The following is a 25,139-nucleotide window of genomic DNA, read 5'->3' as shown; positions in this document are numbered from 1 at the left end:
AGCGATCGGAAAATGTGGTGAATGGAATGGAAGATGTCCAATCGGTTCTTCAGGAATACGGACTGACGGCTCAATTTATTGAGCCAGTCAGTCCTCGTGTGTGGAAAGTGTATTCAGATTATGGGGTATTTGCGCTGAAAAAAATGAAATCGGTTCGCGGCAGACATTTTACAGATCAAATGGTGGCAATTGAGGAAAAAGGCTTTCATTCTTTTGTTCCTATTTACAGAACAAATGGGGGGGAGTTTTTCTCCGGGGGCGTACAAACGGGAGACTCCTATTACTTAATGCCTTGGCTCCAATTTGACCAAGAGGAAGAGCGGGATCAGAAACATGGCTATCTATTTAGAGAAACAGCCCGCCTCCACGAAAGAACTGCGCAAGAAATCAAGGTCAGGCGTGAAGACATTGAACGCCACTATGAACAAACGAGAAAAAAGTGGGAAAATGAAAAGATCATTTATGAACAGTTTGTAGACAGAGCGGAGAAAGAATGGTACCTTTCTCCCTTTGAACTGCAGGCTGTAACCTATTTTTCAGAAACCATTTCCGCTGTAAACTTTGCGCTTGAGCGGATTAAGGACTGGTATGAAGCGGCAAAAGAAAAAGGCACCTCAAGGGTTGTCATTAACCATGGCAGCCTGTCTATTCACCATTTTCTGTACAATGATGCAGGAACCGGATATTTTACGAATTTTGAGAGAGCGTCTGTGGGGCCGCCGCAAAACGACTTGCTCGGCTTTTATACACGAATGTTCAGCGGTTTTCCAAAAGCTTGTCCTGAGTGTGTCGATTGGTTTTATGCATATACGAAAGCATTTCCTCTGCATGAGGCTGAAATCAGTCTTTTTCTCAGTTACATGGCTTATCCGGCAGCGGTGTACAAAGTGCTGAACCGCTATCAGACCGGGAAAAGGCGCCGTGAAAAAGATGAATGTACACACTTATTAAAGGCATACTGGCAAATGAAAAATATAGAGCCGTTTGTGATGAAAATTCATCAAATTGAACAAGAGAAAAAATTTCAGGCGGAAAACGAGTCCACGTCTTAATTGGCGCGGACTTGTTTGTTTATATCCATTCCAAATGAAGCGCACAGGCTAAAAAAATCAATAGTGCGAGCAGCAAGACATCAAAGGTTGTCGGAAAGAAAATGGTTCTGATACCCTGGAAAATCGTTATCGGAATAATCACTTGCGCGGATACAAGCCGAATTTGCCTGACCCACGGCGGCAGGGAATAAGAGCTGAAACGTTTCTTCACGGTGCATCCTCCTCTACGCATTTACAAGCATCATATGTATACTTGGTCAATAGGTGCCTGCCCATCTTGTATAAGAAGCAGTATTTTTGGAAAAGATGATTGACGAATCAAAAACACTTTTACTATAATAAAGAACATAAATAAAGAATATAATGAGCTGATAGATACACCTGCTTAGAACGGGAAGAGTACAAGAAAGACGCATGCAGAGAGAGAAGCCGCTTGCTGAAAGGCTTCTTATGTTGTTTGATTGGAAGGTCGCCCGGGAGCACAATTTCTTGAAAGAAGAGTAGAGAAATTCGGGAGACCCCCGTTATCCGTTGAAGCGCATGAACTGACAAGGTTCATGAAAAAAGGTGGTACCGCGAAAGAGCTTTTCGTCCTTTTCCCAAGGATGAAGGGCTCTTTTTTCGTTCTCAGCCATTTTACACATGCTGGAGGGTTATGATGGAAACGAATGAACAAACAATGCCGACAAAATACGATCCGGCTGCGGTTGAAAAAGACCGATATGATTTTTGGCTAAAAGGTAAGTTTTTTGAAGCGGGCAGTGACCAGACAAAAGAGCCGTACTCTGTTGTTATTCCGCCGCCAAATGTAACAGGAAGACTTCACCTTGGCCACGCGTGGGATACAACGCTGCAAGACATTGTAACAAGAATGAAACGCATGCAGGGCTATGATGTGCTGTGGCTTCCGGGTATGGACCACGCCGGTATCGCGACACAGGCTAAAGTTGAAGCGAAACTTCGTGAAGAAGGCACAAGCCGCTACGATTTAGGCCGTGAGAAATTCCTTGAAGAAACATGGAAGTGGAAGGAAGAATATGCTGACTTCATTCGCAGCCAGTGGGCGAAATTAGGACTTGGCCTTGATTATTCCCGTGAGCGCTTTACGCTTGATGAAGGCTTAAACCGAGCGGTTCGCGAAGTATTCGTTAAACTATATGAAAAAGGCTTGATCTACAGAGGCGAATACATTATAAACTGGGACCCTGCAACAAAAACAGCTTTATCCGACATTGAGGTCATTTACAAGGACGTTCAAGGCGCATTCTATCACATGAGCTATCCGCTTGCTGACGGATCAGGTTCAATTGAAATCGCGACGACACGTCCAGAAACGATGCTTGGTGATTCAGCCGTTGCGGTACACCCTGAGGATGAGCGCTACAAGCACCTGATCGGGAAAACGGTTATTCTGCCTATCACAAATCGTGAAATACCGATTGTCGGCGATGACTACGTTGATATGGAGTTTGGTTCAGGTGCAGTGAAAATTACGCCTGCCCATGATCCGAACGACTTCGAGCTTGGCAACCGCCATAACTTAGAGCGCATTCTTGTCATGAATGAAGACGGCACGATGAATGAAAATGCGCTGCAATATCAAGGCATGGATCGCTTCGAATGCCGCAAAAAGCTCGTTAAAGATTTACAGGAGGCAGGCGTTCTCTTCAAAATCGAGGACCATCTGCACTCTGTCGGGCATAGTGAACGAAGCGGAGCAGTTGTTGAACCTTACCTTTCTACCCAATGGTTTGTGCGCATGCAGCCGCTTGCTGATGCAGCAATAGAATTGCAAGAGAAAGAAGAAAAAGTCAACTTTGTCCCTGACCGCTTCGAAAAAACGTATTTGCATTGGATGGAAAATATCCGCGACTGGTGTATTTCCCGTCAATTATGGTGGGGCCACCGCATTCCTGCCTGGTATCATAAAGAAACCGGCGAGCTATATGTCGGTCTTGAAGCGCCAGATGACAGCGAAAATTGGGAGCAGGATACAGACGTGCTGGATACTTGGTTCAGTTCTGCGCTCTGGCCGTTCTCCACTATGGGCTGGCCTGATCTGACAGCTGAAGATTTTAAACGCTATTATCCGACTGACGTTCTTGTTACAGGCTACGACATCATTTTCTTCTGGGTGTCACGCATGATTTTCCAAGGAATTGAATTTACTGGAGAACGTCCGTTTAAAGATGTTTTAATCCATGGTTTAATCCGTGATGAGCAGGGCAGAAAAATGAGTAAATCTCTTGGCAACGGTGTCGATCCGATGGACGTGATTGACAAGTACGGAGCCGATTCCCTTCGCTATTTCCTGGCGACTGGAAGCTCCCCTGGCCAAGATCTTCGCTTCAGCTATGAAAAAGTGGAATCAACTTGGAATTTCGCCAATAAAATTTGGAACGCTTCTCGATTTGCGTTAATGAACATGGACGGCATGACATATGATGAGCTTGATCTTTCAGGTGAGAAATCAGTAGCTGACAAGTGGATTTTAACGCGTTTAAATGAAACGATCGAAAGTGTGACACAGCTAGCTGATAAATATGAATTTGGTGAAGTCGGCCGCCATTTATATAACTTTATTTGGGACGATTTCTGTGATTGGTATATTGAAATGGCGAAGCTTCCTCTATACGGAGAAGATGAAGCGGCTAAGAAAACAACCCGTTCCATCCTTGCTTATGTTCTGGATCAAACGATGCGCCTGCTTCATCCGTTTATGCCATTCTTAACGGAGGAAATTTGGCAGCACCTGCCTCACCAAGGAGAATCCATTACTGTGAGCACATGGCCTGTTGTTGTGCCTGAGCATACAGATACTGAAGCTGCTGCTGACATGAAGCTTCTCGTTGAACTGATCCGTTCTGTGCGTAATATCCGCAGCGAAGTAAGCACACCGATGAGCAAGCAAGTTGAACTGTACATTAAAGCGAGCACGGACGAGGTCGCAGCCCGTCTCGAAGCAAACCGTTCATATGTTGAACGCTTTACAAATCCGAGCGTACTGAAAATCGGTACAGATATCGAGGCTGTTGATAAAGCAATGACGGCAGTTGTCACAGGCGCAGAAGTTATACTTCCGCTTGAAGGTTTAATTAATATCGATGAAGAAATCGCCCGACTGCAAAAAGAATTCGATAAGCTGACGAAAGAAGTCGAACGTGTTCAAAAGAAACTTGGAAACGAAGGATTTATAAAAAAAGCGCCTGCGCACGTAATTGATGAAGAGCGTGAGAAAGAGAAAGATTACGTGGCGAAGCGTGACGCTGTTCAAAAACGAATGGCTGAGCTTAAGGGCTAATGAAAAGCCGAGGCGGTTTCTTGAGAAACCGCCTTGTCTTATAAAAGAGGGGATTATCATTGTTTACTGCATATGAAGAAGCGCGCAGCTGGATTCACAGCCGTCTAAAATTCGGAGTGAAGCCCGGTCTTGATCGAATGAAGCAGCTGATGGAGCGATTGGACCATCCTGAAAAGAAAATCCGCGCGCTCCACGTGGCGGGAACAAACGGCAAAGGATCAACTGTTGCTTTTATCCGTTCTATGCTGCAAGAAGCGGGATACACTGTCGGTACGTTTACGTCGCCTTATATCATTACATTTAATGAGCGCATCAGCGTAAACGGCACACCTATTACAGACGAGGAGTGGGTCACACTCGTCAATCAGGTGAAACCGATCGTTGAAGAGCTTGACCAAACTGAACACGGTCAGCCGACAGAATTTGAAATTATGACGGCTTGTGCATTTTTATATTTTGCTGCGTATCATCAGGTCGATTTTGTTATTTTTGAAACAGGTCTCGGCGGAAGGTACGATTCTACTAATGTTGTCGAACCGCTTTTAACTGTCATCACAAGCATCGGTCACGACCATATGAACATTTTAGGAAACACCATTGCAGAAATCGCAGGAGAAAAAGCCGGAATTATTAAAGATGGCATTCCGATGGTGACAGCCGTTACCCAGCCGGAAGCCTTACAGGTAATCCGACATGAAGCTGAACGAAAATCTGCTCCTTTTCAGTCATTGCATGATACATGCAGGATTTATAATGAAGAGGCTCTTCCAGCGGGAGAACAATTTTCTTTTAAAACAGGAGAAAAGTGTTATGCAGATATTCGAACATCTCTCATCGGCACGCATCAAAGACAAAATGCGGCTTTGTCCATTTTGGCTGCCGAGTGGCTTAACAGGGAAAACATTGCTGAAATTAGTGATGCTGCTATAAGAACCGGGCTCGTTAAGGCTGCTTGGCCGGGCAGATTAGAGTTGGTTCAGGAACATCCGCCGGTATACTTAGACGGCGCCCATAATGAAGAAGGGATCGATAAGCTGACTGAAACAATGAAGCAGCGTTTCCCGGATTCCGACATTTGTGTGGTGTTCAGCGCGTTAAAGGACAAGCCGTATCATGACATGATTAAGAAACTGGAAACCATCGCGCACTCGATTCATTTTGCTTCTTTTGATTTTCCGCGTGCTTCACTTGCGAAAGACCTGTATGATGCTAGTGAAATCGGAAGCAAAAGCTGGAGTGAAGATCCGGAGCAAGTGATCAAATTAATAGAAAGCAAAAAAGGCTCAAATGATATCGTGCTCATTACGGGATCACTATATTTTATTTCTGACATTCGAAAAAGAATGCTGTAATGACTTTGTCCCGGCAGAATCAATAATGATATTCTGCCGGGATTTTTTCTGTCAAAATCTAAAATTGCTTATTATAGTTCAATATGCTAACCGTGCTACAATCCATAGCATAATCTAATGAGAGTAAAGGTGTGTTGTCTATGATTCCGATTCTTTTTGTCCTCGGCCTTATCCTCGGTTCATTTTATTACACGGCAGGATGCCGTATCCCCTTACACATGTCCATCATAAACCCTCGTTCGGCATGTTCTTTTTGCCGGAGAACCTTAACCCCGGCAGAATTAATCCCTGTTTTATCTTTTGCTCTGCTAAAAGGCAGATGCAAAAGCTGCGGCCAAAAGCTCTCTCTTATGTATCCAGCGGCAGAGCTCTCGACAGCGTGTTTATTTGCAGCCGCGGGATTTCGTTTTGGTTTGTCTTGGGAACTGATTGTTGCGTTGCTGTTTCTTTCTCTTCTTATCATTGTTTCTGTGACAGATATTCACTTTATGCTGATTCCAAATCGCATATTGCTATTCTTTCTTCCCTTTCTGGCGGCTGGCAGAATCATTTCTCCGCTTTATTCATGGTATGAAGGCTTCATAGGTGCGGCTGCCGGTTTTCTTTTGCTGGCTTTTATTGCCGTCATCACTCACGGAGGAATAGGGGGAGGGGATATTAAATTACTTGCCGTCATCGGCCTTGTGCTTGGTGTGAAAATGCTTGCTGCCGCGTTTTTTTTCTCCGTACTTATAGGAGCATTGTACGGAACTGCCGCTGTACTGTTCGGAAGGCTGGGCAGAAAACAGCCGATTCCCTTTGCACCGGCAATTGCGGCAGGAAGCATTTTCGCTTATTTATACGGTGACTCTATCATTTCCTTTTATGTCAAAATGGCGTTAGGGTGACTGATGAAAAATTTGACGAACGTTTTTTGGACAAGGCGACAAAAGTCTTGTTCTTTTTTTTTTCGCCTGTGCTAAAGTGTGTAGCATGAAAAGCCACAAGAACGGTCACACAAATGAAGGGAGGAAGCAGAATTGAAAAAAAGGAAGCAAAAAAAAATCAGTAAAGCGGAAGAAAAAGCCCTTAAGGTGACGATTAATGGAAAAGAAGAAACAGTTTACGAGCAGGAGACACCGAAGACAGAGCAAGAAAAAAACATGACGTTTTCAAATTGGGAAGAAAAGAGAAAGGCGGAGCAGGAGGTTGCAGCCTCCCATGAACATCCTGATGAAGATGAATTTAACTGGGATTCAGAGGAGGATAAGGTGTTTAAAGATGATCCCAAAGTTGTTCCGCCCTATCAAAAGAAAAAATCGAAGCTCTATTCAAAAGGAAAGACAGGGGCGGCCAAGCCGATAAAAAGAGTGGCAGCAACGATTGCCTTTGCAGCGGTTTTAGGCACCGGCTTAGGGTTATTTGCATTAAATATATCAGGCAATAAAGAAGCGTCGGCGCCAGCCTCTTTAGATGACTCTTTAGGCAGCCAGACGGCAAAAGCAGGAGATACAGCTGCGGAGAAACAAAGCACCGCCGGAGAAAAACAAGCGGCACAAACGGAAGGTACATATAAAACATATGCAGTGCAAGCAGGAAAGTTTTCAAATGAAAAGGGTGCAGAGACGTTAACTGAACAGCTGACTGAAAAAGGATATTCCGCCGTTTCCCTGTCAAAGGATGACGGGTACACGTATGTCATCGCGGGCCTGGCAAGTGATAAGGCTGTATCACAGCAGGTAGGGCAGCTTTTAATCGACAGCGATTTTGAAGCCTGGGGGGGCAAGGAACTATCCTTATCAATAGAGTCGGATATGACAGGTCCTTTCAAGAAAACAGCGGAGCTCTCAGCGAAGGCGATCCTCGGAGAAGATATCACAAAAGCGAGTGTTGAAAAAATAAAAAATTCGCTCGGTGAAACAGAAGCAGCTGAAACGGGAGAGAAAAAAGCAATATTGCAGGCGTTAAAGGAATTAGAGGACCCAAGTGCTGAAGCCGGATGGAAGGCTCAGCAGCAGCTTTTAGCCGTAATTAAATAATAGAAAGTGCCTGAGCCTTCGTCCTTAGTGACAGGCTTTTTTTATTTTGTCATGAAAAAGTTATTTTTCTGAAATTGTGGCGAGCCTCGTGATTTGGTAGGATAAATGAGTATCTTTTTTTCTTAAGCAAACCCTGAAAGGATGACGAACATGGCTAAGCCGCTTATACTTGCATCACAATCTCCGCGAAGAAAAGAACTCCTCGATCTGCTTCAGATTCCCTACACCATTATTGTCAGTGAAGTAGAGGAAAAATTAAATCGAAACTTTTCACCTGAAGAAAACGTCCAATGGTTGGCAAAACAAAAAGCTAAGGCTGTGGCCGATCTCAATCCGGGCGCAATCGTAATCGGTGCTGATACAATGGTATGTCTTGACGGTGAGTGCCTCGGCAAACCGCAAGATCAAGAAGAAGCCGCTGCTATGCTCCGCAGGCTTTCCGGCCGGAGTCATACCGTGATAACCGCTGTCAGTATTCAAACCGCAAATCACAGCGAAACGTTCTATGACAAGACAGAAGTTGTGTTTTGGCCCCTCAGTGAAGAAGATATTTGGACTTATATTGAAACAAAAGAGCCGATGGATAAGGCAGGTGCTTACGGCATCCAAGGAAAAGGCGCACTTTTTGTAAAGAAAATAGACGGAGATTATTATTCAGTCGTAGGGCTCCCTATATCAAAAACAATGAGAGTTCTGAAGGATTTTGATGTAGAAGCCTGACGGTTTTATAAACGGGAAGGGAAAGAAAAGGAGGGCTTGATCATACACGATCTGCCATTTAAACTCAAAGATTTCCCAAAGAAAGAAAAGCCTAGAGAACGGCTGCTGAAAGTCGGAGCCGAGAACTTAGCAAACAACGAGCTTTTGGCTATTTTATTGCGGACAGGCACAAAGAACGAATCTGTTATGAACCTTTCAAACCGGCTTCTGCGTTCGTTTGACGGGCTGCGCCTGCTGAAAGAAGCTTCAGTTGAGGAGCTGTCCAGCATCCCGGGAATCGGTCTGGTGAAGGCTGTGCAAATACTCGCAGCAGTTGAGCTGGGAAGCCGTATTCATAAATTAGCCAATGAAGAACATTTTGTAATCCGCTCCCCGGAAGACGGCGCAAATCTGGTCATGGAGGATATGCGCTTTTTGACCCAGGAGCATTTTGTCTGTTTATATTTAAATACAAAAAACCAAGTCATCCATAAACGCACTGTTTTTATCGGAAGTCTGAATTCATCCATTGTCCACCCCCGGGAGGTGTTTAAAGAAGCGTTCAAACGATCTGCCGCTTCCTTTATTTGTATCCATAATCATCCTTCGGGGGATCCGACGCCGAGCAGGGAAGATATTGAAGTGACAAGACGGCTGTTTGAATGCGGAAACCTGATTGGCATCGAGCTGCTTGACCATTTGGTGATTGGCGACAAAAAATTTGTGAGTTTAAAGGAAAAAGGATATTTGTAACACTTTTTTTTTCGTCGAATTAAGCTATAATAGAGTTTATGAGTTTTTCCCTTTAGGGTATTTTTGCTTTAAGAAAGGAAGATACATACATATGTTTGGAATTGGTACAAGAGACCTTGGTATAGATCTTGGAACTGCGAATACGCTTGTTTTTGTAAAAGGTAAAGGAATTGTTGTGAGGGAGCCGTCAGTCGTCGCGCTGCAAACGGATACGAAATCGATTGTTGCTGTCGGAAATGATGCGAAAAATATGATCGGACGGACGCCTGGAAACGTAGTGGCTCTTCGCCCGATGAAAGACGGCGTTATCGCTGATTATGAAACAACGGCTACCATGATGAAATATTACATCAATCAGGCCATTAAAAATAAAGGCATGTTTGCCAGAAAACCTTATGTGATGGTTTGTGTGCCATCCGGCATTACTGCGGTTGAAGAGCGTGCTGTTATCGATGCGACAAGACAAGCCGGAGCGCGTGACGCGTATCCGATTGAAGAGCCGTTTGCTGCGGCTATCGGCGCCAATCTCCCGGTTTGGGAACCGACTGGAAGCATGGTTGTTGATATCGGGGGCGGAACGACAGAAGTTGCAATTATTTCCCTCGGAGGTATTGTAACATCTCAATCCATCCGCGTTGCCGGTGATGAAATGGACGATGCGATTATCAACTACATCAGAAAAACATACAACCTGATGATCGGGGACCGCACTGCTGAAGCGATTAAAATGGATATCGGCTCTGCTGAATCCGCAGAAGAATCCGATAAAATGGAAATCCGCGGCCGTGACTTGCTGACAGGTCTGCCGAAAACGATCGAAATTACCGGGAAAGAAATTTCTAATGCTTTGCGTGACACGGTGTCAACCATTGTAGAGGCAGTGAAAAGCACACTTGAAAAAACACCGCCTGAGCTTGCCGCAGATATCATGGACAGAGGTATTGTGTTAACCGGCGGCGGAGCGCTTCTTCGTAATTTGGACAAAGTCATCAGCGAAGAAACAAAAATGCCGGTCCTTATTGCTGAAGACCCGCTTGATTGTGTAGCGATCGGGACAGGAAAAGCACTGGAGCACATCCATCTTTTCAAAGGAAAAACAAGATAATCGGGAGTTCAATAGAAGAGGTGTAACACGATGCCGAATAAACGGTTAATGCTATTACTTCTGTGTATTATCATATTGGTGGCTATGATTGGATTTTCGCTGAAGGACGGCCGTAATACCACCTGGCCTGAGAAACTGATCGGTGATACGACGGGAGTATTTCAAAACATTTTTCATACGCCTGCCGAATTTTTTGCAGGGATATTTGAGAACATTAGTGATTTAAAAAACACATACGAAGAAAACGAGCGTCTGAGAGAAAAGCTTGACGGGCAGACAAAATATGAAGCCAAGCTTCAAGAACTTGAAGACGAAAACAAATCCCTGCGTGACGAACTCGGCCATGTGAAATCAATAAAAGATTACAAGCCGATTTTGGCGACAGTTATTGCCAGAAGCCCTGATAATTGGGCGAAACAAGTGACCATTAACAAAGGGACACAGCAAAACGTAGCGAAAGATATGGCGGTAACGAACGAAAAAGGCGCATTAATCGGGAAGATTAAAAGCTCAGGCCTTAATAACTTTACGTCTACGGTCCAGCTTTTAAGCGATACTGACCGTAATAACAGAGTCGCAACAACCATTTCTGGGAAAAAAGGCAGCAAAGGCTACGGTTTAATCGAAGGCTATGATAAAGACAAAAAACGGCTTAAGATGACCATAATCGAACGCAAGGATAAACAAGACGTGAAAAAAGGCGATCTGATTGAAACGTCAGGCACAGGAGGCGTATTTCCAGAAGGGCTGACAATCGGTGAAGTGACTGAGATCGAGTCTGACTCTTATGGATTAACGAAAGTTGCCTATGTAAAACCTGCGGCTGATCTTTCAGATTTAAATAATGTGATCGTTGTTAATCGTGATGTGCCGACTGTCGATACAGAGGAGGAAGGATCGTGAAACGTTTCCTTCTCCCTTTCGTTATGATGTTGGTTTTTTCGGCGGAAAGCATTTTTACTGATCTGGTGCATTTCCCGTTTGTTACGGATGACCAGGTGCTCGTCCCGCGTTTTCTGATGCTTGTGCTGATTTTTATGTCGGCTTTTATCAATCAAAAACACGCAGTGATCTACGGTTTTATTTTCGGCTTTCTATATGATATGAATTATACAAGTCTATTAGGTGTTTATATGTTTGGCTTTGCGGGGCTAAGCTATTTGGCGTCAAAAGCGTTTAAAGTGCTGCACACAAACGCTTTTGTCGTCATCCTGATTGCTGTTCTCGCTGTTTGTCTGCTAGAATTTTATGTGTTCGGTATTCAGTCGCTGATTCACAAAGACATTATGACGTTTAATGGCTTTGTGCTAGACCGGTTTATACCGACAGTTTTATTAAATATGATAAGCGCACTCATCCTGGTTCTCCCATTTAGATTATTTTTTATGAGTCTAAAGAAAGAATTGAGAGATGAGTAAAAAGGATTTTATCTTTTTTTGACGAAATGAGTATGTTGTTGAGGTGAATATTGTGAAGACCAAAAAGCAGCAATATGTAACGATAAAAGGAACAAAGAATGGTTTGACATTGCATCTTGACGATGCATGTTCTTTTGATGAGCTTCTCGATGGTCTTCAGAATATGCTGTCAATTGAACAATATACAGATGGAAAAGGCCAGAAAATCAGCGTTCACATTAAGCTGGGCAATCGATGCTTATATCAGGAGCAAGAGGAACAGCTGACCGAAATAATTGCGTCAAAAAAAGATTTGTTTGTTCATTCTATTGAGAGTGAAGTCATTACTAAAAAAGAAGCACAGCGTATGAAAGAGGAAGCGGAAATTATTTCTGTCTCAAAAATTGTCCGTTCAGGCCAAGTGCTCGAGGTGAAGGGCGATTTGCTTCTGATCGGAGATGTGAATCCGGGCGGGACAGTCAGAGCCGGCGGAAACATTTTTGTTTTGGGTTCGCTAAAAGGAATTGCCCACGCCGGATTTAACGGAAATAATCATGCGGTTATTGCTGCCTCTGAAATGCTGCCGACACAGTTAAGAATCAATCACGTGTTAAATCGCTCCCCAGACCACATTCAAAAAGGGAACGAAATGGAATGTGCTTATTTAGATACAGACGGAAATATGGTCATTGAACGCCTTCAACATTTGGCTCATTTAAGACCTGATCTAACAAGGCTTGAGGGAGGAATGTGAATTGGGTGAGGCTATCGTAATAACTTCGGGAAAAGGCGGAGTAGGTAAAACAACAACATCTGCTAACCTCGGTACCGCCTTAGCCATTTTAGGGAAGCGTGTATGTTTAGTAGATACTGATATAGGACTGCGCAACCTGGATGTAGTAATGGGTCTTGAAAATAGAATTATTTATGATCTCGTAGACGTTGTAGAGGGCAGATGTAAAATGCATCAGGCGCTCGTAAAGGATAAACGTTTTGATGATTTGCTCTATTTAATGCCCGCTGCTCAAACGAGCGATAAAACGGCTGTTGCTCCTGAACAAATCAAAACTATGGTCCAAGAGCTCAAGCAGGAATTTGATTATGTCATCATAGACTGCCCCGCAGGAATTGAGCAAGGATACAAAAACGCCGTTTCCGGGGCTGACAAGGCGGTAGTGGTCACAACGCCTGAAATTTCAGCTGTTCGAGATGCTGATCGCATTATAGGGCTATTGGAAAAAGAAGAAAATATTGAACCGCCGCGGCTCGTTGTAAACAGAATCAGAAATCACCTGATGAAAAACGGTGACACGATGGATATCGATGAAATCGTTCAGCATTTGTCGATTGATTTGCTCGGTATCGTTGCTGATGATGATGAAGTGATTAAGGCATCTAACCATGGCGAACCAATTGCAATGGATCCGAAAAACCGCGCTTCCATCGCATATCGAAATATTGCCCGCCGCATTTTAGGCGAATCTGTTCCTTTGCAGGTGCTTGAAGAGCAAAACAAGGGAATGATGGCTAAGATTAAGTCATTTTTCGGAGTAAGATCTTAATTTCATAGAATAAAAGAGAAGAATCTGACAAAGCAAATGCTGTGTCAGGTTTTTTTGTTTCTGACTGCTCTGTGCTGAAGGTAAATCGAATAATTGCCGTGGACAAGACATATGATGTACAAACCCAACGAATGCAAAGGATGATGGCAATGAGTCACAGAGCAGATGAAATCAGAAAACGATTAGAGAAAAGAAGGAAACAGGTGTCCGGCTCAAAACGTTTCCCTACTCAGACAGGTTCCGAAAAGCAAAAACCGCCGTCTTGGGTCATGGTATCTGATCAGGAAAAACATGGGGCTATCCCGGTATATGAAGATGGCAATTCGAATTTCAGCGGAAGACACCCTTTGGTGAAAACAGACTCAATGATTCTGAAATGCCTTCTATCGGCCTGCCTTGTTCTGGTTTCTGCCATAGCCTATAAAACAAACATTGGACCCATCAGCCAGATCAAGCCGGTCGTTGCACAAACCTTCGAAACAGAATTTCAATTTGCTTCAGCAAGCCATTGGTTTGAAACGAAATTTGGCAGCCCGCTTGCATTTCTCGCTCCTGAAAAGAAAAATAAGGAACAGCAGGTTGAAGTGAGTCAAGATCTTGTTGCACCCGCATCTGGTAAAGTTCAGCAGGATTTTCAGGACAACGGGGAAGGCATTAAAGTCGAAACAAGCAGTGATACAATCGATTGTATAAAAGAAGGCTATGTTGTTGAAGTCAGTAAAGACGGTGAGACGGGGCTTACAGTAAAAGTGCAGCATGCTGACAATACCTACAGCATTTATGGTGAACTGAAAGACGTGGATGTCGCTTTATATGATTTTGTAGATAAAGGCAAAAAGCTCGGTACGATTAAACTCGATGATCATAACAAAGGGCTCTATTATTTTGCCATGAAAGACGGCGACAAATTTATTGATCCGATTCAGGTGATCTCATTTGAATAAATGGCTTGACCTCATCTTGAAAATTCATGTTCATCCTTTTCTTTGGATTATCATGGCGCTGGGGCTGGTTACAGGGCATATGAAAGCATTGCTATGTTTGCTTGTAATTGTCCTGATCCATGAGCTGGGGCATGCCGCTCTGGCCGTGTTTTTTTCTTGGAGAATCAAGCGTGTTTTTTTGCTGCCATTTGGAGGAACGGTTGAAGTGGAAGAGCACGGAAATCGGCCGTTAAAGGAAGAGTTTGCGGTTATTATTGCCGGACCTCTTCAGCACATTTGGCTCCAGCTTGCGGCTTGGATGCTTGCAGGCCTCTCAATAATTGATCACGAGACCTTTGAACTGTTTACATTTTATAATCTATCTATTTTATTTGTGAATCTGCTGCCGATTTGGCCGCTTGACGGCGGCAAGCTGTTATTTTTATTTTTTTCAAAGCATCTGGCTTTTCAAAAAGCGCACCGGCTGAATCTAAAGACTTCACTTGTGTGCTGCCTGCTTCTCGCATGCTGGGTTTTATTTGCGGTTCCTCTGCAAATCAGCGCATGGGTTTTGTTTGTCTTTCTGGCTGTTTCTTTGTTTGAGGAGTACAGGCAAAGACACTACATCCATGTGAGGTTTCTCTTGGAAAGATACTATGGGAAAAACCGTGAGCTTGAAAAATTGCTTCCGCTTACCGTTAATGCTGAGGATAAAGTCTATCATGTAATGGCGGAATTCAAACGAGGCTGTAAGCATCCCATTATTATAGAAAAGTCAGGAGAGAAGTTAAGCCAGCTGGATGAGAATGAAGTGCTGCATGCCTACTTTGCTGATAAACGGACAAATTCCTCCATGGAGGAACTGCTGCTGCCTTATTAAAATCGATTGACAAACGCCTTGTATTTTGATATATTTTTTAATGTTATGGATGTAGCACCAATGCTACAACCGCTCAGTACAGGTGTTAAGAGTTGTTTTACAGCCCCCTGGTATCTGGCGAGTCTTAGTCTAATAGGAGGTGCAGAGAATGTACGCAATCATTAAAACAGGCGGTAAACAAATTAAAGTTGAAGAAGGCCAAACTGTTTACATCGAGAAACTTGCTGCTGAAGCAGGTGAAACAGTTACTTTTGAAGACGTTTTGTTTGTTGGCGGAGACAATGTGAAAGTCGGCAACCCTACAGTTGAAGGCGCAACAGTAACGGCTAAAGTTGAAAAACAAGGCCGCGCGAAAAAAATCACTGTTTTCAGATACAAAGCAAAGAAAAACGTTCATAAAAAACAAGGTCATCGTCAGCCTTACACTAAAGTGACGATCGAAAAAATCAACGCGTAAGCCATGATTCAGGCAACAATCAGAAGGTCCCGTGCTGACAAAAGCGTATTGTCTTTTGAAATGACGGGTCACGCGAATTTTGCTGAACATGGACAAGATCTCGTCTGTGCCGGAGTGACAGCTGTTGTGTTTGGATCCGTTAACGCGGTCATCGCGTTGGCGGGCTTCGAGCCGCTTCTTGATATAGGAGAAGATGGGGGTTATTTTTACTTTGAATTCCCTGAATCTCTCGATCCGGAGGCGCGCCAAAAAGCTCAGCTGCTGATTGAAGGCATGATTGTTTCGTTAGAGACAATCGAACGGGATTACAAAGATCACTTGCGTGTGACCACAAACATAATATAGGAGGTGAGCTACATGCTTAGATTAGATCTTCAGTTTTTCGCTTCTAAAAAAGGAGTAGGTTCTACAAAGAACGGACGTGACTCTGAGGCTAAACGTTTAGGTGCTAAACGTGCTGACGGTCAATTCGTAACAGGCGGTTCTATCCTTTACCGTCAACGCGGAACAAAAATTTACCCAGGTGAAAACGTGGGCCGCGGCGGAGATGACACTCTTTTTGCGAAAATCGACGGAACTGTTAAATTCGAACGTTTCGGACGTGACCGCAAAAAAGTGAGCGTATATCCTGTAGCTCAATAATGATTCAAAAACTCCGGTCGATAATGACTGGAGTTTTTTTTGCAATATGCGGAGTAAGCATCAAGAATGTTATGCAGAGTATGTGCGAGCAGACCCCGCCAAGAATGAGAACGAATGTCTCAAACCCACTGGATATGTTCCCCAAGCAGTAATACATAAAATGTTCTGCCTGGCTGAAAATCAACCTAAGCCAGAAAAAAGGAACATGATATTTCTGGGAAAAACAATTGTTTTTCTATCAAAGCCTTCTCTGTTATAATTCATAATACACACTTATACAGACTCCTAAATAAGAAATCAAATGATTGGGAGTGCGAAAATGAAGGATGTTTCAAAAAATCAAGAAGAAAATATAAGCGATACAGCTTTAACAAATGAACTGATTCATCTTCTCAGCCATTCCCGGCATGATTGGATGAATAAGCTGCAGCTTATTAAAGGAAACTTAAGCTTGCAGAAGTATGACCGCGTCTTTGAAATCATTGAAGAAATGGTGATAGACGCTAAACACGAATCAAAGCTCTCAAACCTGAAAACACCGCATTTAGCGTTTGATTTTCTTACGTTTAATTGGAAAGCCCAATGTATGACGCTTGAATATGAAGTTCTCGGGGAAATTAAGGATTTGTCAGCTTATGATCAAAAATTGGCGAAACTGATGAGAAAGCTGTTTCATCTGTTTGAACAAGCAGTTACTAGAGGCAGTGAAAATCATTTAACCGTTTCGCTTCAAACCGATCATCCTGACAGACAGCTGATACTGTACCTTGATTTTCACGGCACTTTTGCCAATATATCTGCCTTTGATGATTTTCGGCAAAATGGATATGAGGACTTTGATATCATGCGTTTTGGGATCACAAGCCACGAATGTCTAATTGAAATTGGGTTGAACTAGCGGTGTTTTTTAACGGTTTAGAACGGAGGACATTATGTTTGTAGATCAGGTGAAAGTGTATGTAAAAGGCGGCGACGGAGGCAACGGGATGGTTGCGTTTCGCCGTGAAAAATATGTGCCGAAAGGCGGCCCTGCCGGCGGAGATGGCGGAAAGGGAGGAGACGTCGTTTTTGAAGTGGACGAAGGTCTCCGTACTCTTATGGATTTTAGATATAAAAAACACTTTAAAGCGATTCGCGGCGAGCATGGCATGTCAAAAAACCAGCATGGACGAAATGCGGAGGATATGGTCATTAAGGTTCCGCCCGGCACAGTTGTGACAGACGATGATACAAAGCAGGTCATTGCCGATTTAACCGAGCATGGACAGCAGGCAGTCATCGCAATGGGCGGAAGAGGCGGAAGAGGAAACTCACGCTTTGCCACACCGGCAAACCCTGCACCTCAGCTCTCAGAAAACGGTGAACCGGGAAAAGAACGTTATGTTGTTCTTGAATTAAAAGTGCTTGCAGATGTCGGGCTTGTCGGATTCCCAAGTGTAGGGAAATCGACTTTATTGTCCGTCGTTTCATCTGCCAAACCGAAAATTGCGGATTATCACTTTACGACACTTGTTCCGAATCTTGGCATGGTCGAAACAGATGACGGACGGAGCTTCGTTATGGCCGATTTGCCTGGCCTGATTGAAGGGGCTCATCAAGGCGTCGGGCTCGGCCACCAATTTTTGCGCCATATTGAGCGGACCCGCGTTATCGTTCATGTCATTGATATGTCCGGTTTGGAAGGCCGCGATCCGTATGAGGATTATGTGACGATTAATCAGGAATTGAGCGAGTACAATTTGCGTCTCACGGAGCGCCCGCAAATTATTGTCGCGAATAAAATGGACATGCCGCAGGCGGCGGAAAATCTTGAAGGCTTCAAAGAAAAGCTGAAGGATGATTATCCGGTGTTCCCAGTCAGTGCAGTGACAAGAGAAGGTCTTCGCGAGCTTTTGTACGAAGTCGCCAATCAGCTGGAAAACACTCCGGAATTCCCGCTGTATGACGAGGAAGAGCTTACGCAAAACCGTGTCATGTACACGATGGAGAATGAAGAAGTGCCATTCAACATTACGCGAGAACCTGACGGAGTCTTTGTGCTTTCAGGAGACAGTCTTGAGCGGTTATTCAAGATGACTGATTTCTCACGTGATGAATCTGTTAAACGATTTGCAAGACAGATGCGGGGGATGGGTGTTGATGAAGCACTCAGAGAACGCGGGGCCAAAGACGGAGACATTATCAGACTTCTTGAATTTGAATTTGAATTTATTGATTAATAATGGGTGAGAGCCTGGATATCAGGCTCTCTATTTTCAAAAGGGGGGATGCAAGTGAAAGAGGAGACGTTTTATCTTGTCCGTGAAGATGTGTTGCCTGATGCGATGAGAAAAACATTGGAAGTCAAAAAACTGCTGGATCGAAAAAAAGCAGAATCAGTGGCAGACGCCGTTCAAAAGGTAGATTTAAGCAGAAGCGCATTTTATAAATACAGAGATGCCGTTTTTCCTTTTTATACAATGGTTAAAGAACAAATTATCACACTTTTCTTTCATTTAGAGGATCGCTCAGGCGCGTTATCTCAGCTCCTTCAGGCGGTGGCTGACTCTGGAAGCAACGTTCTTTCCATTCACCAGACCATTCCGCTTCAAGGGAGAGCAAACGTAACGCTGTCTATCAGTACATCCGCAATGGAAGAGGACATTCATACATTAATGAACAAGATGAGAAAGTTTGACTTTGTAGAAAAGGTTGAAATATTAGGTTCAGGAGCGTAAGGGGAGAGAATATCGTCATGAAAGTCGGTTACTTAGGTCCAGCAGCTACATTCACACATCTAGCAGTCAGTTCTTGTTTTCTAAATGGCGCCGAGCATGTTGCTTACCGCACGATACCGGAATGTATAGATGCGGCAGTTGCGGGTGAGGTTGATTTCGCTTTTGTGCCTTTAGAGAACGCATTAGAAGGATCAGTAAACTTAACAATAGACTATTTAATACATGAACAGCCTCTGCCTATCGTAGGTGAAATGACATTGCCGATACATCAGCATTTACTCGTTCATCCTTCCAGAGAGAATGCATGGAAAGACCTGAACAAAATTTATTCGCACTCACATGCGATTGCGCAGTGCCATAAGTTTCTCCATCGGCATTTTTCTTCCGTCTCGTATGAATACGCCAATTCAACTGGAGCGGCGGCAAAGTTTGTCAGTGACCATCCCGAGCTGAATATCGGGGTGATTGCCAATGAAATGGCGGCTTCTACATACGGATTAAAAATCGTAAAACGGGATATCCAGGACTATAGAGACAATCATACGCGATTTGTCATTCTGTCTCCTGATGAAAATATAACCTTTGAAGTGAATTCAAAATTGAATTCAAGACCAAAAACAACACTGATGGTGATGCTTCCCCAGGATGATCAATCTGGAGCGCTGCATAGAGTGCTGTCTGCTTTTTCTTGGAGAAACTTAAACCTGTCAAAAATCGAATCCCGTCCGACCAAAACCGGGTTAGGGAATTATTTCTTTATTATTGATATTGAACAGGCGTTTGATGAAGTATTAATCCCTGGAGCTATGCAGGAGCTTGAAGCGCTCGGGTGCAAAGTAAAGCTGCTTGGTACATATCAATCTTATCAATTATAAAAAGCCCTAATAGGGCTTTTTTTAGTCTTCAATCAAAATGCCGGCTTCCTCGAGCGCTTGACAGGCTTGATCGATGCGATGTTCATCCGGCGCTGTCAGTGTATGGAGATGCACACCATCTGTCAGCTGTGATAAATAGGCGGCATTTGTGGAATTAATCTTTTTGATGAAATGTTTGACTTCTTTTCGCGTGCCGACTTGGATCGCTGCAGTTAAATCGCCGTATACAGGGTGCTCAATTTTTACGTCTTTTACAGTTACCCCTTCATCCACGATGAGCTGCAATTCTTCTTCTGTCCGTTCAGGTCCGTGCAAACACGCTATGATTCTTTCTGCCTGCTGATGCTTTTGAGCGGCGGCGTCCAGATAGACATACCCTTGGCTTGTGGCGATAATCGGCTCATTTTTCGCTTTTAAAAGCGAGATATCCTGAACGATCACCTGTCTTGAAACATTTGCTTTTTTGGCGAGCTCTCCTCCTGTCAGTGGCGATTGGGATTCCTTCAGCCACAAAAGAAGCTGCTCACGCCTATTGGCGCCCATGAGCTTTAATTCTTCGGTCAATATGATATTCTCCTTTCCTTTGTTCCAAAAGCGCTGTAAACGTATGTAATAACATATCCAGCTGTTCAGTGGTTGTGTTTCTTCCGAAAGAGATCCGGATAAATTGCAAGGCTTCCTGTTCTGTTTTTCTTAACGCTTTCATCGTTTCAGACGGCCCGTGATAACCTGCAGAACAAGCGCTTCCCGTTGAAATGCAAATATTATTCCGATTACATTCTAACATAACATATTGTCCTTCAAATGAGCCAAAAAAACACCCGATAATATGGGGCAGACATTCTGTGTTTGCACCGTCTGCCGCAAGGGTTACAGGGAGAGACCGAATACGGATTTGTTCTAAAAAGTATTGTCTCAGCATTTGATTGTGGGATATCTGTTTTTCCATTTCACTTGCGATCAGCTCCGCTGCCGCTGTAAAGGCTCCGATACCCGGTACGTTTACCGTGCCTGCTCGAAACCCATTCTCGTGAGCGGTGTCAGGGTATACCGGCTTCCAATTAACGTCCGGTCGAATATAGACAGCTCCGACTCCTTTAGGGCCGTGGATTTTGTGACTGGAGACAGAGAGAGCATCAACCCCCATTTCCTCAGTATTGATGGGCAGTTTGCCGAATGTTTGAACCGCATCACAATGAAGAAGAATTTTCCTGTTGTGAAGAAACGATGACAGGTGTTTAATGGGCTGAATGATTCCTGTTTCTGAATTGGCATGCTGAATAGAAACCAGGCCTGTGTCCGGGCGAATATGGGCTGCCAATATTTCCTCGGTAATAAGCCCATACTCATTAGGCTTAATGATTGTCACGTCAAAGCCATGATTATGCAGAAAAGCAGCACAGTTATGGATTGATTGATGTTCCATGGCCGTCGTAATAAAATGTCTTTTTGTTTTTGGCAGGCCGTTTAACAATGATTGAATGCCAAGAAAATTGGATTCAGTACCGCCGCTTGTAAAATATATCCCATCTGTTTCTCCGCCGATTATGGCAGCTATTTTCCCCCGGCAGTACTCCAGTATATGCTTTGCTTTTCCCCCAGCATCATGCAAACTGCTGGCATTTCCGTACATTTCAATGCTGAGCTTCTGAAATACGTCCAGAGCTTCCTCGCAAATTGGCGTGGTTGCTGCATAATCTAAATAAATCATCCGGTCTTTCCTCCATATGTTCTTCATAAAAAAACTCTTGAGTTTATTTTATCCTTGTGTAAATATAGGTGTCAAGACAGGTGTAAACAACAGGAGGTGGCATATGTCTATAAAGACGATTGCGGTCATTGGTTCAGGAGCGGCAGCACTTGCCCTGGCTTCTGCACTTCCGCCATCATACCAGGTGACTGTCATCACGAAAAAAGGCATAAAAAACAGCAATTCAAGACATGCACAGGGCGGAATTGCGGCGGCTTATGCAAAAGATGACTCGATTGCGTCTCATATGGAGGATACGTTATATGCAGGCTGCGGACATAACGATCAAAACATCGTATCAGACGTTTTACTTGATGGAAAAACCATCATAGAGAACTTTTTGGAGAATGACTTTCCATTTGACCGGGATAAACAAGGCAAAGTCAGCCTTGGCAGGGAAGGAGCCCATACGCGTAACCGCATATTTCATGCGGGCGGAGACGCTACAGGCAGCATGCTTATTGATTACTTGCTGAAACAAATCAATAGCCAAATCGAAGTCATCGAGAATGAAACAGCGGTTGATTTGCTGATGAAGAATGGGCGCTGTGCCGGTGTAGTGACGAAAGACAGCCGCGGCCGGATCAATTTGCGGCATGCGGATGAGGTTGTGCTGGCAGCTGGCGGATGCGGAAGCTTGTTTCAGCACCATACGAACGATCCATCTGTCACGGGTGATGGTCTTTCACTTGCTTACCGGGCCGGAGCGGAATTAACTGATTTAGAGTTTACCCAGTTTCATCCTACACTTCTAGTCAAAAATGGCGTCTCGTGTGGGCTTGTTTCAGAGGCAGTCAGAGGTGAGGGCGGTTTTATAACAGACCAAAACGGCCGCCGTATTATGGCCGGACGGCATCCGCTGGAGGATTTAGCACCACGGGACGTCGTCTCGCGGGTGATTCATGAAGAAATAGCAAAAGGAAAACGTGTGTATATTGATTGCAGCGCTATTTCTGACTTCGAAGTGCGTTTTCCCACAATCACCTCTATTTGCGAAAAGGCAGGGGTTGATATTCGTAAAAGAAAAATACCTGTTGCGCCGGGAATGCATTTCTTAATGGGAGGCGTTTCAGTCAATCGGTGGGGAGAAACAACTGTGCCCGGGCTTTACGCGATAGGGGAAACTGCATGCACCGGCTTACACGGAGCCAATCGTCTTGCGAGCAATTCCTTGCTGGAGGCACTTGTGTTTGGTAAAAGAGCAGCAGAACATATCATGAGAAAACCGGTTGATAACAGGTATAGTCAATTCAACGGTGAAACCAGCGGAGTTTATGAGGTGCCGAATATCGAGCTTTCTGAACTGCAAAACAGAATGACAAGCGACATGTCCATAGTAAGAGAAAAAGACAGACTGATTGAGATGAGCAATTGGCTTTATGGGCTCCCATCTCAGAAGATAAATGTGAAGGATATCACAATTCCGCAGCTGGAGCTTTCTCACTTGTGGCAGGTTGCAAAGCTGATGACTTCGTCTGCTCTATTGCGGGAAGAAAGCAGGGGGGCGCATTTTCGAATTGATATCCCTCAGGCTGATGCAGGCTGGCAAGGCAAACAAATTGTCCATACAAAAAAGGGAACCAAAATGAGAAAAAACGAAGGGATTTGGAGAAATGAATCATTTACAGCTGAAAAAATTGCTGAATCACTTTTTTCATGAGGATATAGGGACGGGAGATCTTACATCACAGTCCATCTTTGAAGGACAGAACTGTGAGGCCTCAATTGTTGCAAAGTCAGACGGCATTTTCGCCGGAGCTGCGGTAATAAAGGAAGGCTTTGCCTTTTTAGATGAAAAGGTTCAGACGTTTTTACACAAAAAAGATGGAGATCATTTGCGAAAGGGTGATGTGATTGCCGTCTTACGCGGGCCGGCCGCTGCTCTTCTTTCTGGAGAGAGGGTAGTATTAAATCTTATTCAAAGGCTGTCGGGTATTGCGACGATGACAAGGCAGGCTGTTGAACGGCTTGATGATGAACAGATTAAGGTTTGTGACACAAGGAAAACGACGCCGGGGTTAAGAATGCTCGAAAAATATGCGGTCAGGGTCGGAGGAGGATATAACCATCGATTCGGCCTGTACGACGGAATCATGATCAAAGATAATCATATTGCAGCTTGCGGTTCCATTGTAAAGGCGTGTGAAAAAGCGCGGCAGGCAGCAGGGCACATGGTGAATATTGAAGTGGAAATTGAATCTGAGGAGCAGCTCAGAGAAGCCATTCTTGCTGAAGCTGATGTCATTATGTTTGACAATTGCCCGCCTGACACTGTCCGCCATTTTGCAAATATCACACCGGATCACATTAAAACCGAAGCTTCCGGAGGAATTACATTAGAATCTCTGCCCGCTTTTAGAGGGACGGGTGTGAATTATATTTCCTTAGGATTTCTGACTCATTCGGTCAGAAGCTTAGATATCAGCATGGATGTAGCGTTAACAAATCAGTCAGTGGAGGAATGCGGTTATGTCAATTCTTGATGCAATCAAACAATTTGAAATGATGCCTGACCATTATAAAGGGCTGTCAATGAAAGAGATGGAGAGACGTGTTGCAGCGATTAAGGAAAAGTTCGGGAGCAGGTTGTTTATTCCAGGCCATCATTACCAAAAGGATGAAGTAATTCAATTTGCTGACCAAACGGGCGATTCACTCCAGCTTGCCCAAATGGCGGAAAAAAATAAGGATGCGGAATATATTGTATTTTGCGGCGTACATTTTATGGCAGAGACCGCTGATATGCTGACAGGTACGGACCAAACGGTCATCCTGCCAGATATGAGAGCGGGCTGTTCTATGGCTGATATGGCTGACATGCAGCAGACGAACAGGGCGTGGGAGAAACTTCAGCATATATTCGGCGACACGATCATACCATTAACCTATGTGAATTCTACAGCGGAGATCAAGGCATTTGTCGGAAAGCACGGGGGAGCGACTGTAACCTCATCGAATGCAAAAAAAGTGCTTGAATGGGCGTTTACACAGAAAAAACGCATTTTATTTCTGCCTGATCAGCACTTAGGGAGAAACACCGCTTATGAACTGGGTATCCCGCTTGAAGACATGGCTGTCTGGGACCCGATTCAAGATCAATTGGAGAACGAAGCAGAACATAACGATATCAAGGTTATTCTTTGGAAAGGCCACTGCTCTGTTCATGAAAAATTCACTGTGAAAAATATAAATGATTTGAGAGAACGAGATTCTGACATCCGGATCATTGTTCATCCCGAATGCTCTCATGAAGTTGTAATGCAAAGTGACGACAGCGGATCAACGAAATATATTATTGATACCGTCAGCCGCGCTCAGCCGGGAAGCAAGTGGGCAATCGGTACAGAAATGAATCTTGTTCAGCGACTGATTCAAGAATATCCCGACAAACAGATCGAATCATTGAATCCGGATATGTGTCCGTGTCTGACGATGAATCGAATTGACCTCCCGCATTTGCTCTGGTCTTTAGAACAAATCGAAAAAGGAGAACCAGCAGGCGTGATCAAAGTGCCGAAAGTCATTCAGGACGATGCCCTTCTTGCACTGAATCGAATGCTTTCCATTACGTAAATCAGAAATATTTCCCCTCCTGTACTCATAACTTCTTTTGAGCAGGCATATGTTGTGAAGAAACATATTGTAATCACACAACT

The 25,139-nt window shown here is 44.1% G+C and carries 27 protein-coding genes, 1 pseudogene and 2 other annotated features; of the genes and pseudogenes, 24 read left to right on the top strand and 4 right to left on the bottom strand.

The features are described from left to right. The first annotated feature begins 26 nt into the window (after positions 1-26). On the top strand, positions 27-1,052 hold the full coding sequence (gene cotN / locus HC660_RS13665; RefSeq protein ID WP_168748373.1) for a spore coat protein CotN: 1,026 nt from the start codon (positions 27-29) through the stop codon (positions 1,050-1,052). A 19-nt stretch (positions 1,053-1,071) separates the two neighbouring features. Here cotN and HC660_RS13660 read toward each other — a convergent pair whose 3' ends face one another. Beyond that, positions 1,072-1,263: a YszA family small membrane protein gene (locus HC660_RS13660; RefSeq protein WP_010335171.1), complete on the bottom strand. Its 192-nt coding sequence runs from the start codon at positions 1,261-1,263 to the stop codon at positions 1,072-1,074. A 166-nt stretch (positions 1,264-1,429) separates the two neighbouring features. Beyond that, positions 1,430-1,651: a binding site (T-box leader), on the top strand. Between the two features lie 59 nt (positions 1,652-1,710). On the opposite strand from HC660_RS13660, the gene valS reads away from it, so the two are divergent. From valS to rpmA, 16 genes are all read left to right on the top strand, one after another. After that, positions 1,711-4,353 (top strand): valine--tRNA ligase, encoded by a 2,643-nt coding sequence (gene valS / locus HC660_RS13655; protein ID WP_168748372.1) that lies wholly within the window; start codon positions 1,711-1,713, stop codon positions 4,351-4,353. Positions 4,354-4,412: 59 nt separating this feature from the next. Next, on the top strand, positions 4,413-5,705 hold the full coding sequence (locus HC660_RS13650; protein WP_168748371.1) for a bifunctional folylpolyglutamate synthase/dihydrofolate synthase: 1,293 nt from the start codon (positions 4,413-4,415) through the stop codon (positions 5,703-5,705). A 140-nt stretch (positions 5,706-5,845) separates the two neighbouring features. Continuing rightward, positions 5,846-6,592 (top strand): prepilin peptidase, encoded by a 747-nt coding sequence (locus HC660_RS13645; protein ID WP_168748370.1) that lies wholly within the window; start codon positions 5,846-5,848, stop codon positions 6,590-6,592. A 132-nt stretch (positions 6,593-6,724) separates the two neighbouring features. Next, on the top strand, positions 6,725-7,723 hold the full coding sequence (locus tag HC660_RS13640) for an SPOR domain-containing protein (protein ID WP_168748369.1): 999 nt from the start codon (positions 6,725-6,727) through the stop codon (positions 7,721-7,723). A gap of 150 nt (positions 7,724-7,873) precedes the next feature. After that, entirely contained in the window at positions 7,874-8,443 is a 570-nt protein-coding gene (locus HC660_RS13635; RefSeq protein ID WP_010335166.1) for a Maf family nucleotide pyrophosphatase, read from the top strand. A 36-nt stretch (positions 8,444-8,479) separates the two neighbouring features. Beyond that, positions 8,480-9,175, top strand: coding sequence for a RadC family protein (gene radC / locus HC660_RS13630; protein ID WP_168748368.1), 696 nt, complete (start codon positions 8,480-8,482; stop codon positions 9,173-9,175). A gap of 91 nt (positions 9,176-9,266) precedes the next feature. Continuing rightward, the gene (mreB, locus tag HC660_RS13625) at positions 9,267-10,280 is read left to right on the top strand and encodes a cell shape-determining protein MreB (protein ID WP_010335164.1); all 1,014 of its coding nucleotides are present in this window, start codon (positions 9,267-9,269) and stop codon (positions 10,278-10,280) included. 30 nt (positions 10,281-10,310) lie between these two features. Beyond that, the gene (gene mreC, locus HC660_RS13620) at positions 10,311-11,183 is read left to right on the top strand and encodes a rod shape-determining protein MreC (protein ID WP_010335163.1); all 873 of its coding nucleotides are present in this window, start codon (positions 10,311-10,313) and stop codon (positions 11,181-11,183) included. Then, positions 11,180-11,698, top strand: coding sequence for a rod shape-determining protein MreD (gene mreD / locus HC660_RS13615; protein ID WP_010335162.1), 519 nt, complete (start codon positions 11,180-11,182; stop codon positions 11,696-11,698). The genes mreC and mreD overlap by 4 nt, the downstream gene beginning before the upstream one ends. A gap of 52 nt (positions 11,699-11,750) precedes the next feature. Beyond that, positions 11,751-12,431, top strand: a complete 681-nt coding sequence (gene minC, locus HC660_RS13610; RefSeq protein ID WP_168748367.1) for a septum site-determining protein MinC — start codon at positions 11,751-11,753, stop codon at positions 12,429-12,431. Between the two features lies 1 nt (position 12,432). Next, positions 12,433-13,239, top strand: coding sequence for a septum site-determining protein MinD (gene minD, locus HC660_RS13605; RefSeq protein ID WP_010335160.1), 807 nt, complete (start codon positions 12,433-12,435; stop codon positions 13,237-13,239). A 149-nt stretch (positions 13,240-13,388) separates the two neighbouring features. Then, positions 13,389-14,183 carry a M23 family metallopeptidase gene (locus HC660_RS13600; protein WP_168748366.1) on the top strand — a complete coding sequence of 265 codons (795 nt, stop codon included), beginning with the start codon at positions 13,389-13,391 and terminating at the stop codon, positions 14,181-14,183. Continuing rightward, positions 14,176-15,042: a M50 family metallopeptidase gene (locus HC660_RS13595; RefSeq protein ID WP_168748365.1), complete on the top strand. Its 867-nt coding sequence runs from the start codon at positions 14,176-14,178 to the stop codon at positions 15,040-15,042. Before HC660_RS13600 ends, HC660_RS13595 begins: the two co-directional genes overlap by 8 nt. Positions 15,043-15,099: 57 nt before the next feature. After that, positions 15,100-15,177: a sequence feature (ribosomal protein L21 leader region), on the top strand. 13 nt (positions 15,178-15,190) lie between these two features. Continuing rightward, the gene (rplU, locus tag HC660_RS13590) at positions 15,191-15,499 is read left to right on the top strand and encodes a 50S ribosomal protein L21 (RefSeq protein ID WP_003222620.1); all 309 of its coding nucleotides are present in this window, start codon (positions 15,191-15,193) and stop codon (positions 15,497-15,499) included. 3 nt (positions 15,500-15,502) lie between these two features. After that, positions 15,503-15,844 carry a ribosomal-processing cysteine protease Prp gene (locus tag HC660_RS13585; RefSeq protein WP_026014751.1) on the top strand — a complete coding sequence of 114 codons (342 nt, stop codon included), beginning with the start codon at positions 15,503-15,505 and terminating at the stop codon, positions 15,842-15,844. A gap of 12 nt (positions 15,845-15,856) precedes the next feature. Continuing rightward, positions 15,857-16,141 carry a 50S ribosomal protein L27 gene (gene rpmA, locus HC660_RS13580; protein WP_003222623.1) on the top strand — a complete coding sequence of 95 codons (285 nt, stop codon included), beginning with the start codon at positions 15,857-15,859 and terminating at the stop codon, positions 16,139-16,141. Positions 16,142-16,260: 119 nt separating this feature from the next. Here rpmA and HC660_RS13575 read toward each other — a convergent pair. Next, a pseudogene (locus tag HC660_RS13575) lies at positions 16,261-16,383 on the bottom strand (hypothetical protein). 77 nt (positions 16,384-16,460) lie between these two features. Between HC660_RS13575 and HC660_RS13570 the strand changes: the two are divergent. From HC660_RS13570 to pheA, 4 genes are read left to right on the top strand one after another with little or no spacing between them, the layout of a single operon-like run. Next, positions 16,461-17,039: a sporulation initiation phosphotransferase Sop0B gene (locus tag HC660_RS13570; protein WP_168748364.1), complete on the top strand. Its 579-nt coding sequence runs from the start codon at positions 16,461-16,463 to the stop codon at positions 17,037-17,039. A 34-nt stretch (positions 17,040-17,073) separates the two neighbouring features. After that, positions 17,074-18,360, top strand: coding sequence for a GTPase ObgE (gene obgE, locus HC660_RS13565; protein ID WP_010335154.1), 1,287 nt, complete (start codon positions 17,074-17,076; stop codon positions 18,358-18,360). Between the two features lie 54 nt (positions 18,361-18,414). Further along, positions 18,415-18,858, top strand: a complete 444-nt coding sequence (thrR, locus tag HC660_RS13560; RefSeq protein ID WP_010335153.1) for a transcriptional regulator ThrR — start codon at positions 18,415-18,417, stop codon at positions 18,856-18,858. 17 nt (positions 18,859-18,875) lie between these two features. After that, entirely contained in the window at positions 18,876-19,733 is an 858-nt protein-coding gene (gene pheA / locus HC660_RS13555; RefSeq protein WP_168748363.1) for a prephenate dehydratase, read from the top strand. Positions 19,734-19,754: 21 nt separating this feature from the next. On the opposite strand, the gene HC660_RS13550 is transcribed toward pheA, so the two are convergent. Further along, positions 19,755-20,297 carry a transcription repressor NadR gene (locus HC660_RS13550; protein WP_010335151.1) on the bottom strand — a complete coding sequence of 181 codons (543 nt, stop codon included), beginning with the start codon at positions 20,295-20,297 and terminating at the stop codon, positions 19,755-19,757. Further along, on the bottom strand, positions 20,263-21,444 hold the full coding sequence (locus HC660_RS13545) for an IscS subfamily cysteine desulfurase (protein WP_168748362.1): 1,182 nt from the start codon (positions 21,442-21,444) through the stop codon (positions 20,263-20,265). The genes HC660_RS13550 and HC660_RS13545 overlap by 35 nt, the downstream gene beginning before the upstream one ends. A 103-nt stretch (positions 21,445-21,547) precedes the next feature. On the opposite strand from HC660_RS13545, the gene nadB reads away from it, so the two are divergent. The 3 genes from nadB to nadA are packed head-to-tail and all read left to right on the top strand — an operon-like array spanning position 21,548 to position 25,056. After that, positions 21,548-23,143, top strand: coding sequence for an L-aspartate oxidase (gene nadB, locus HC660_RS13540; RefSeq protein ID WP_168748361.1), 1,596 nt, complete (start codon positions 21,548-21,550; stop codon positions 23,141-23,143). Next, positions 23,097-23,966 (top strand): carboxylating nicotinate-nucleotide diphosphorylase, encoded by an 870-nt coding sequence (nadC, locus tag HC660_RS13535; protein WP_101861166.1) that lies wholly within the window; start codon positions 23,097-23,099, stop codon positions 23,964-23,966. The genes nadB and nadC overlap by 47 nt, the downstream gene beginning before the upstream one ends. Continuing rightward, the gene (gene nadA / locus HC660_RS13530; RefSeq protein WP_168748360.1) at positions 23,953-25,056 is read left to right on the top strand and encodes a quinolinate synthase NadA; all 1,104 of its coding nucleotides are present in this window, start codon (positions 23,953-23,955) and stop codon (positions 25,054-25,056) included. Before nadC ends, nadA begins: the two co-directional genes overlap by 14 nt. Positions 25,057-25,139 lie beyond the last annotated feature (83 nt).

This window comes from Bacillus mojavensis, assembly GCF_012648005.1.
Classification (GTDB): domain Bacteria; phylum Bacillota; class Bacilli; order Bacillales; family Bacillaceae; genus Bacillus; species Bacillus mojavensis.
Note: the sequence above shows the minus strand (reverse complement) of the source record. Positions and strands in the feature narration are given on the sequence as shown.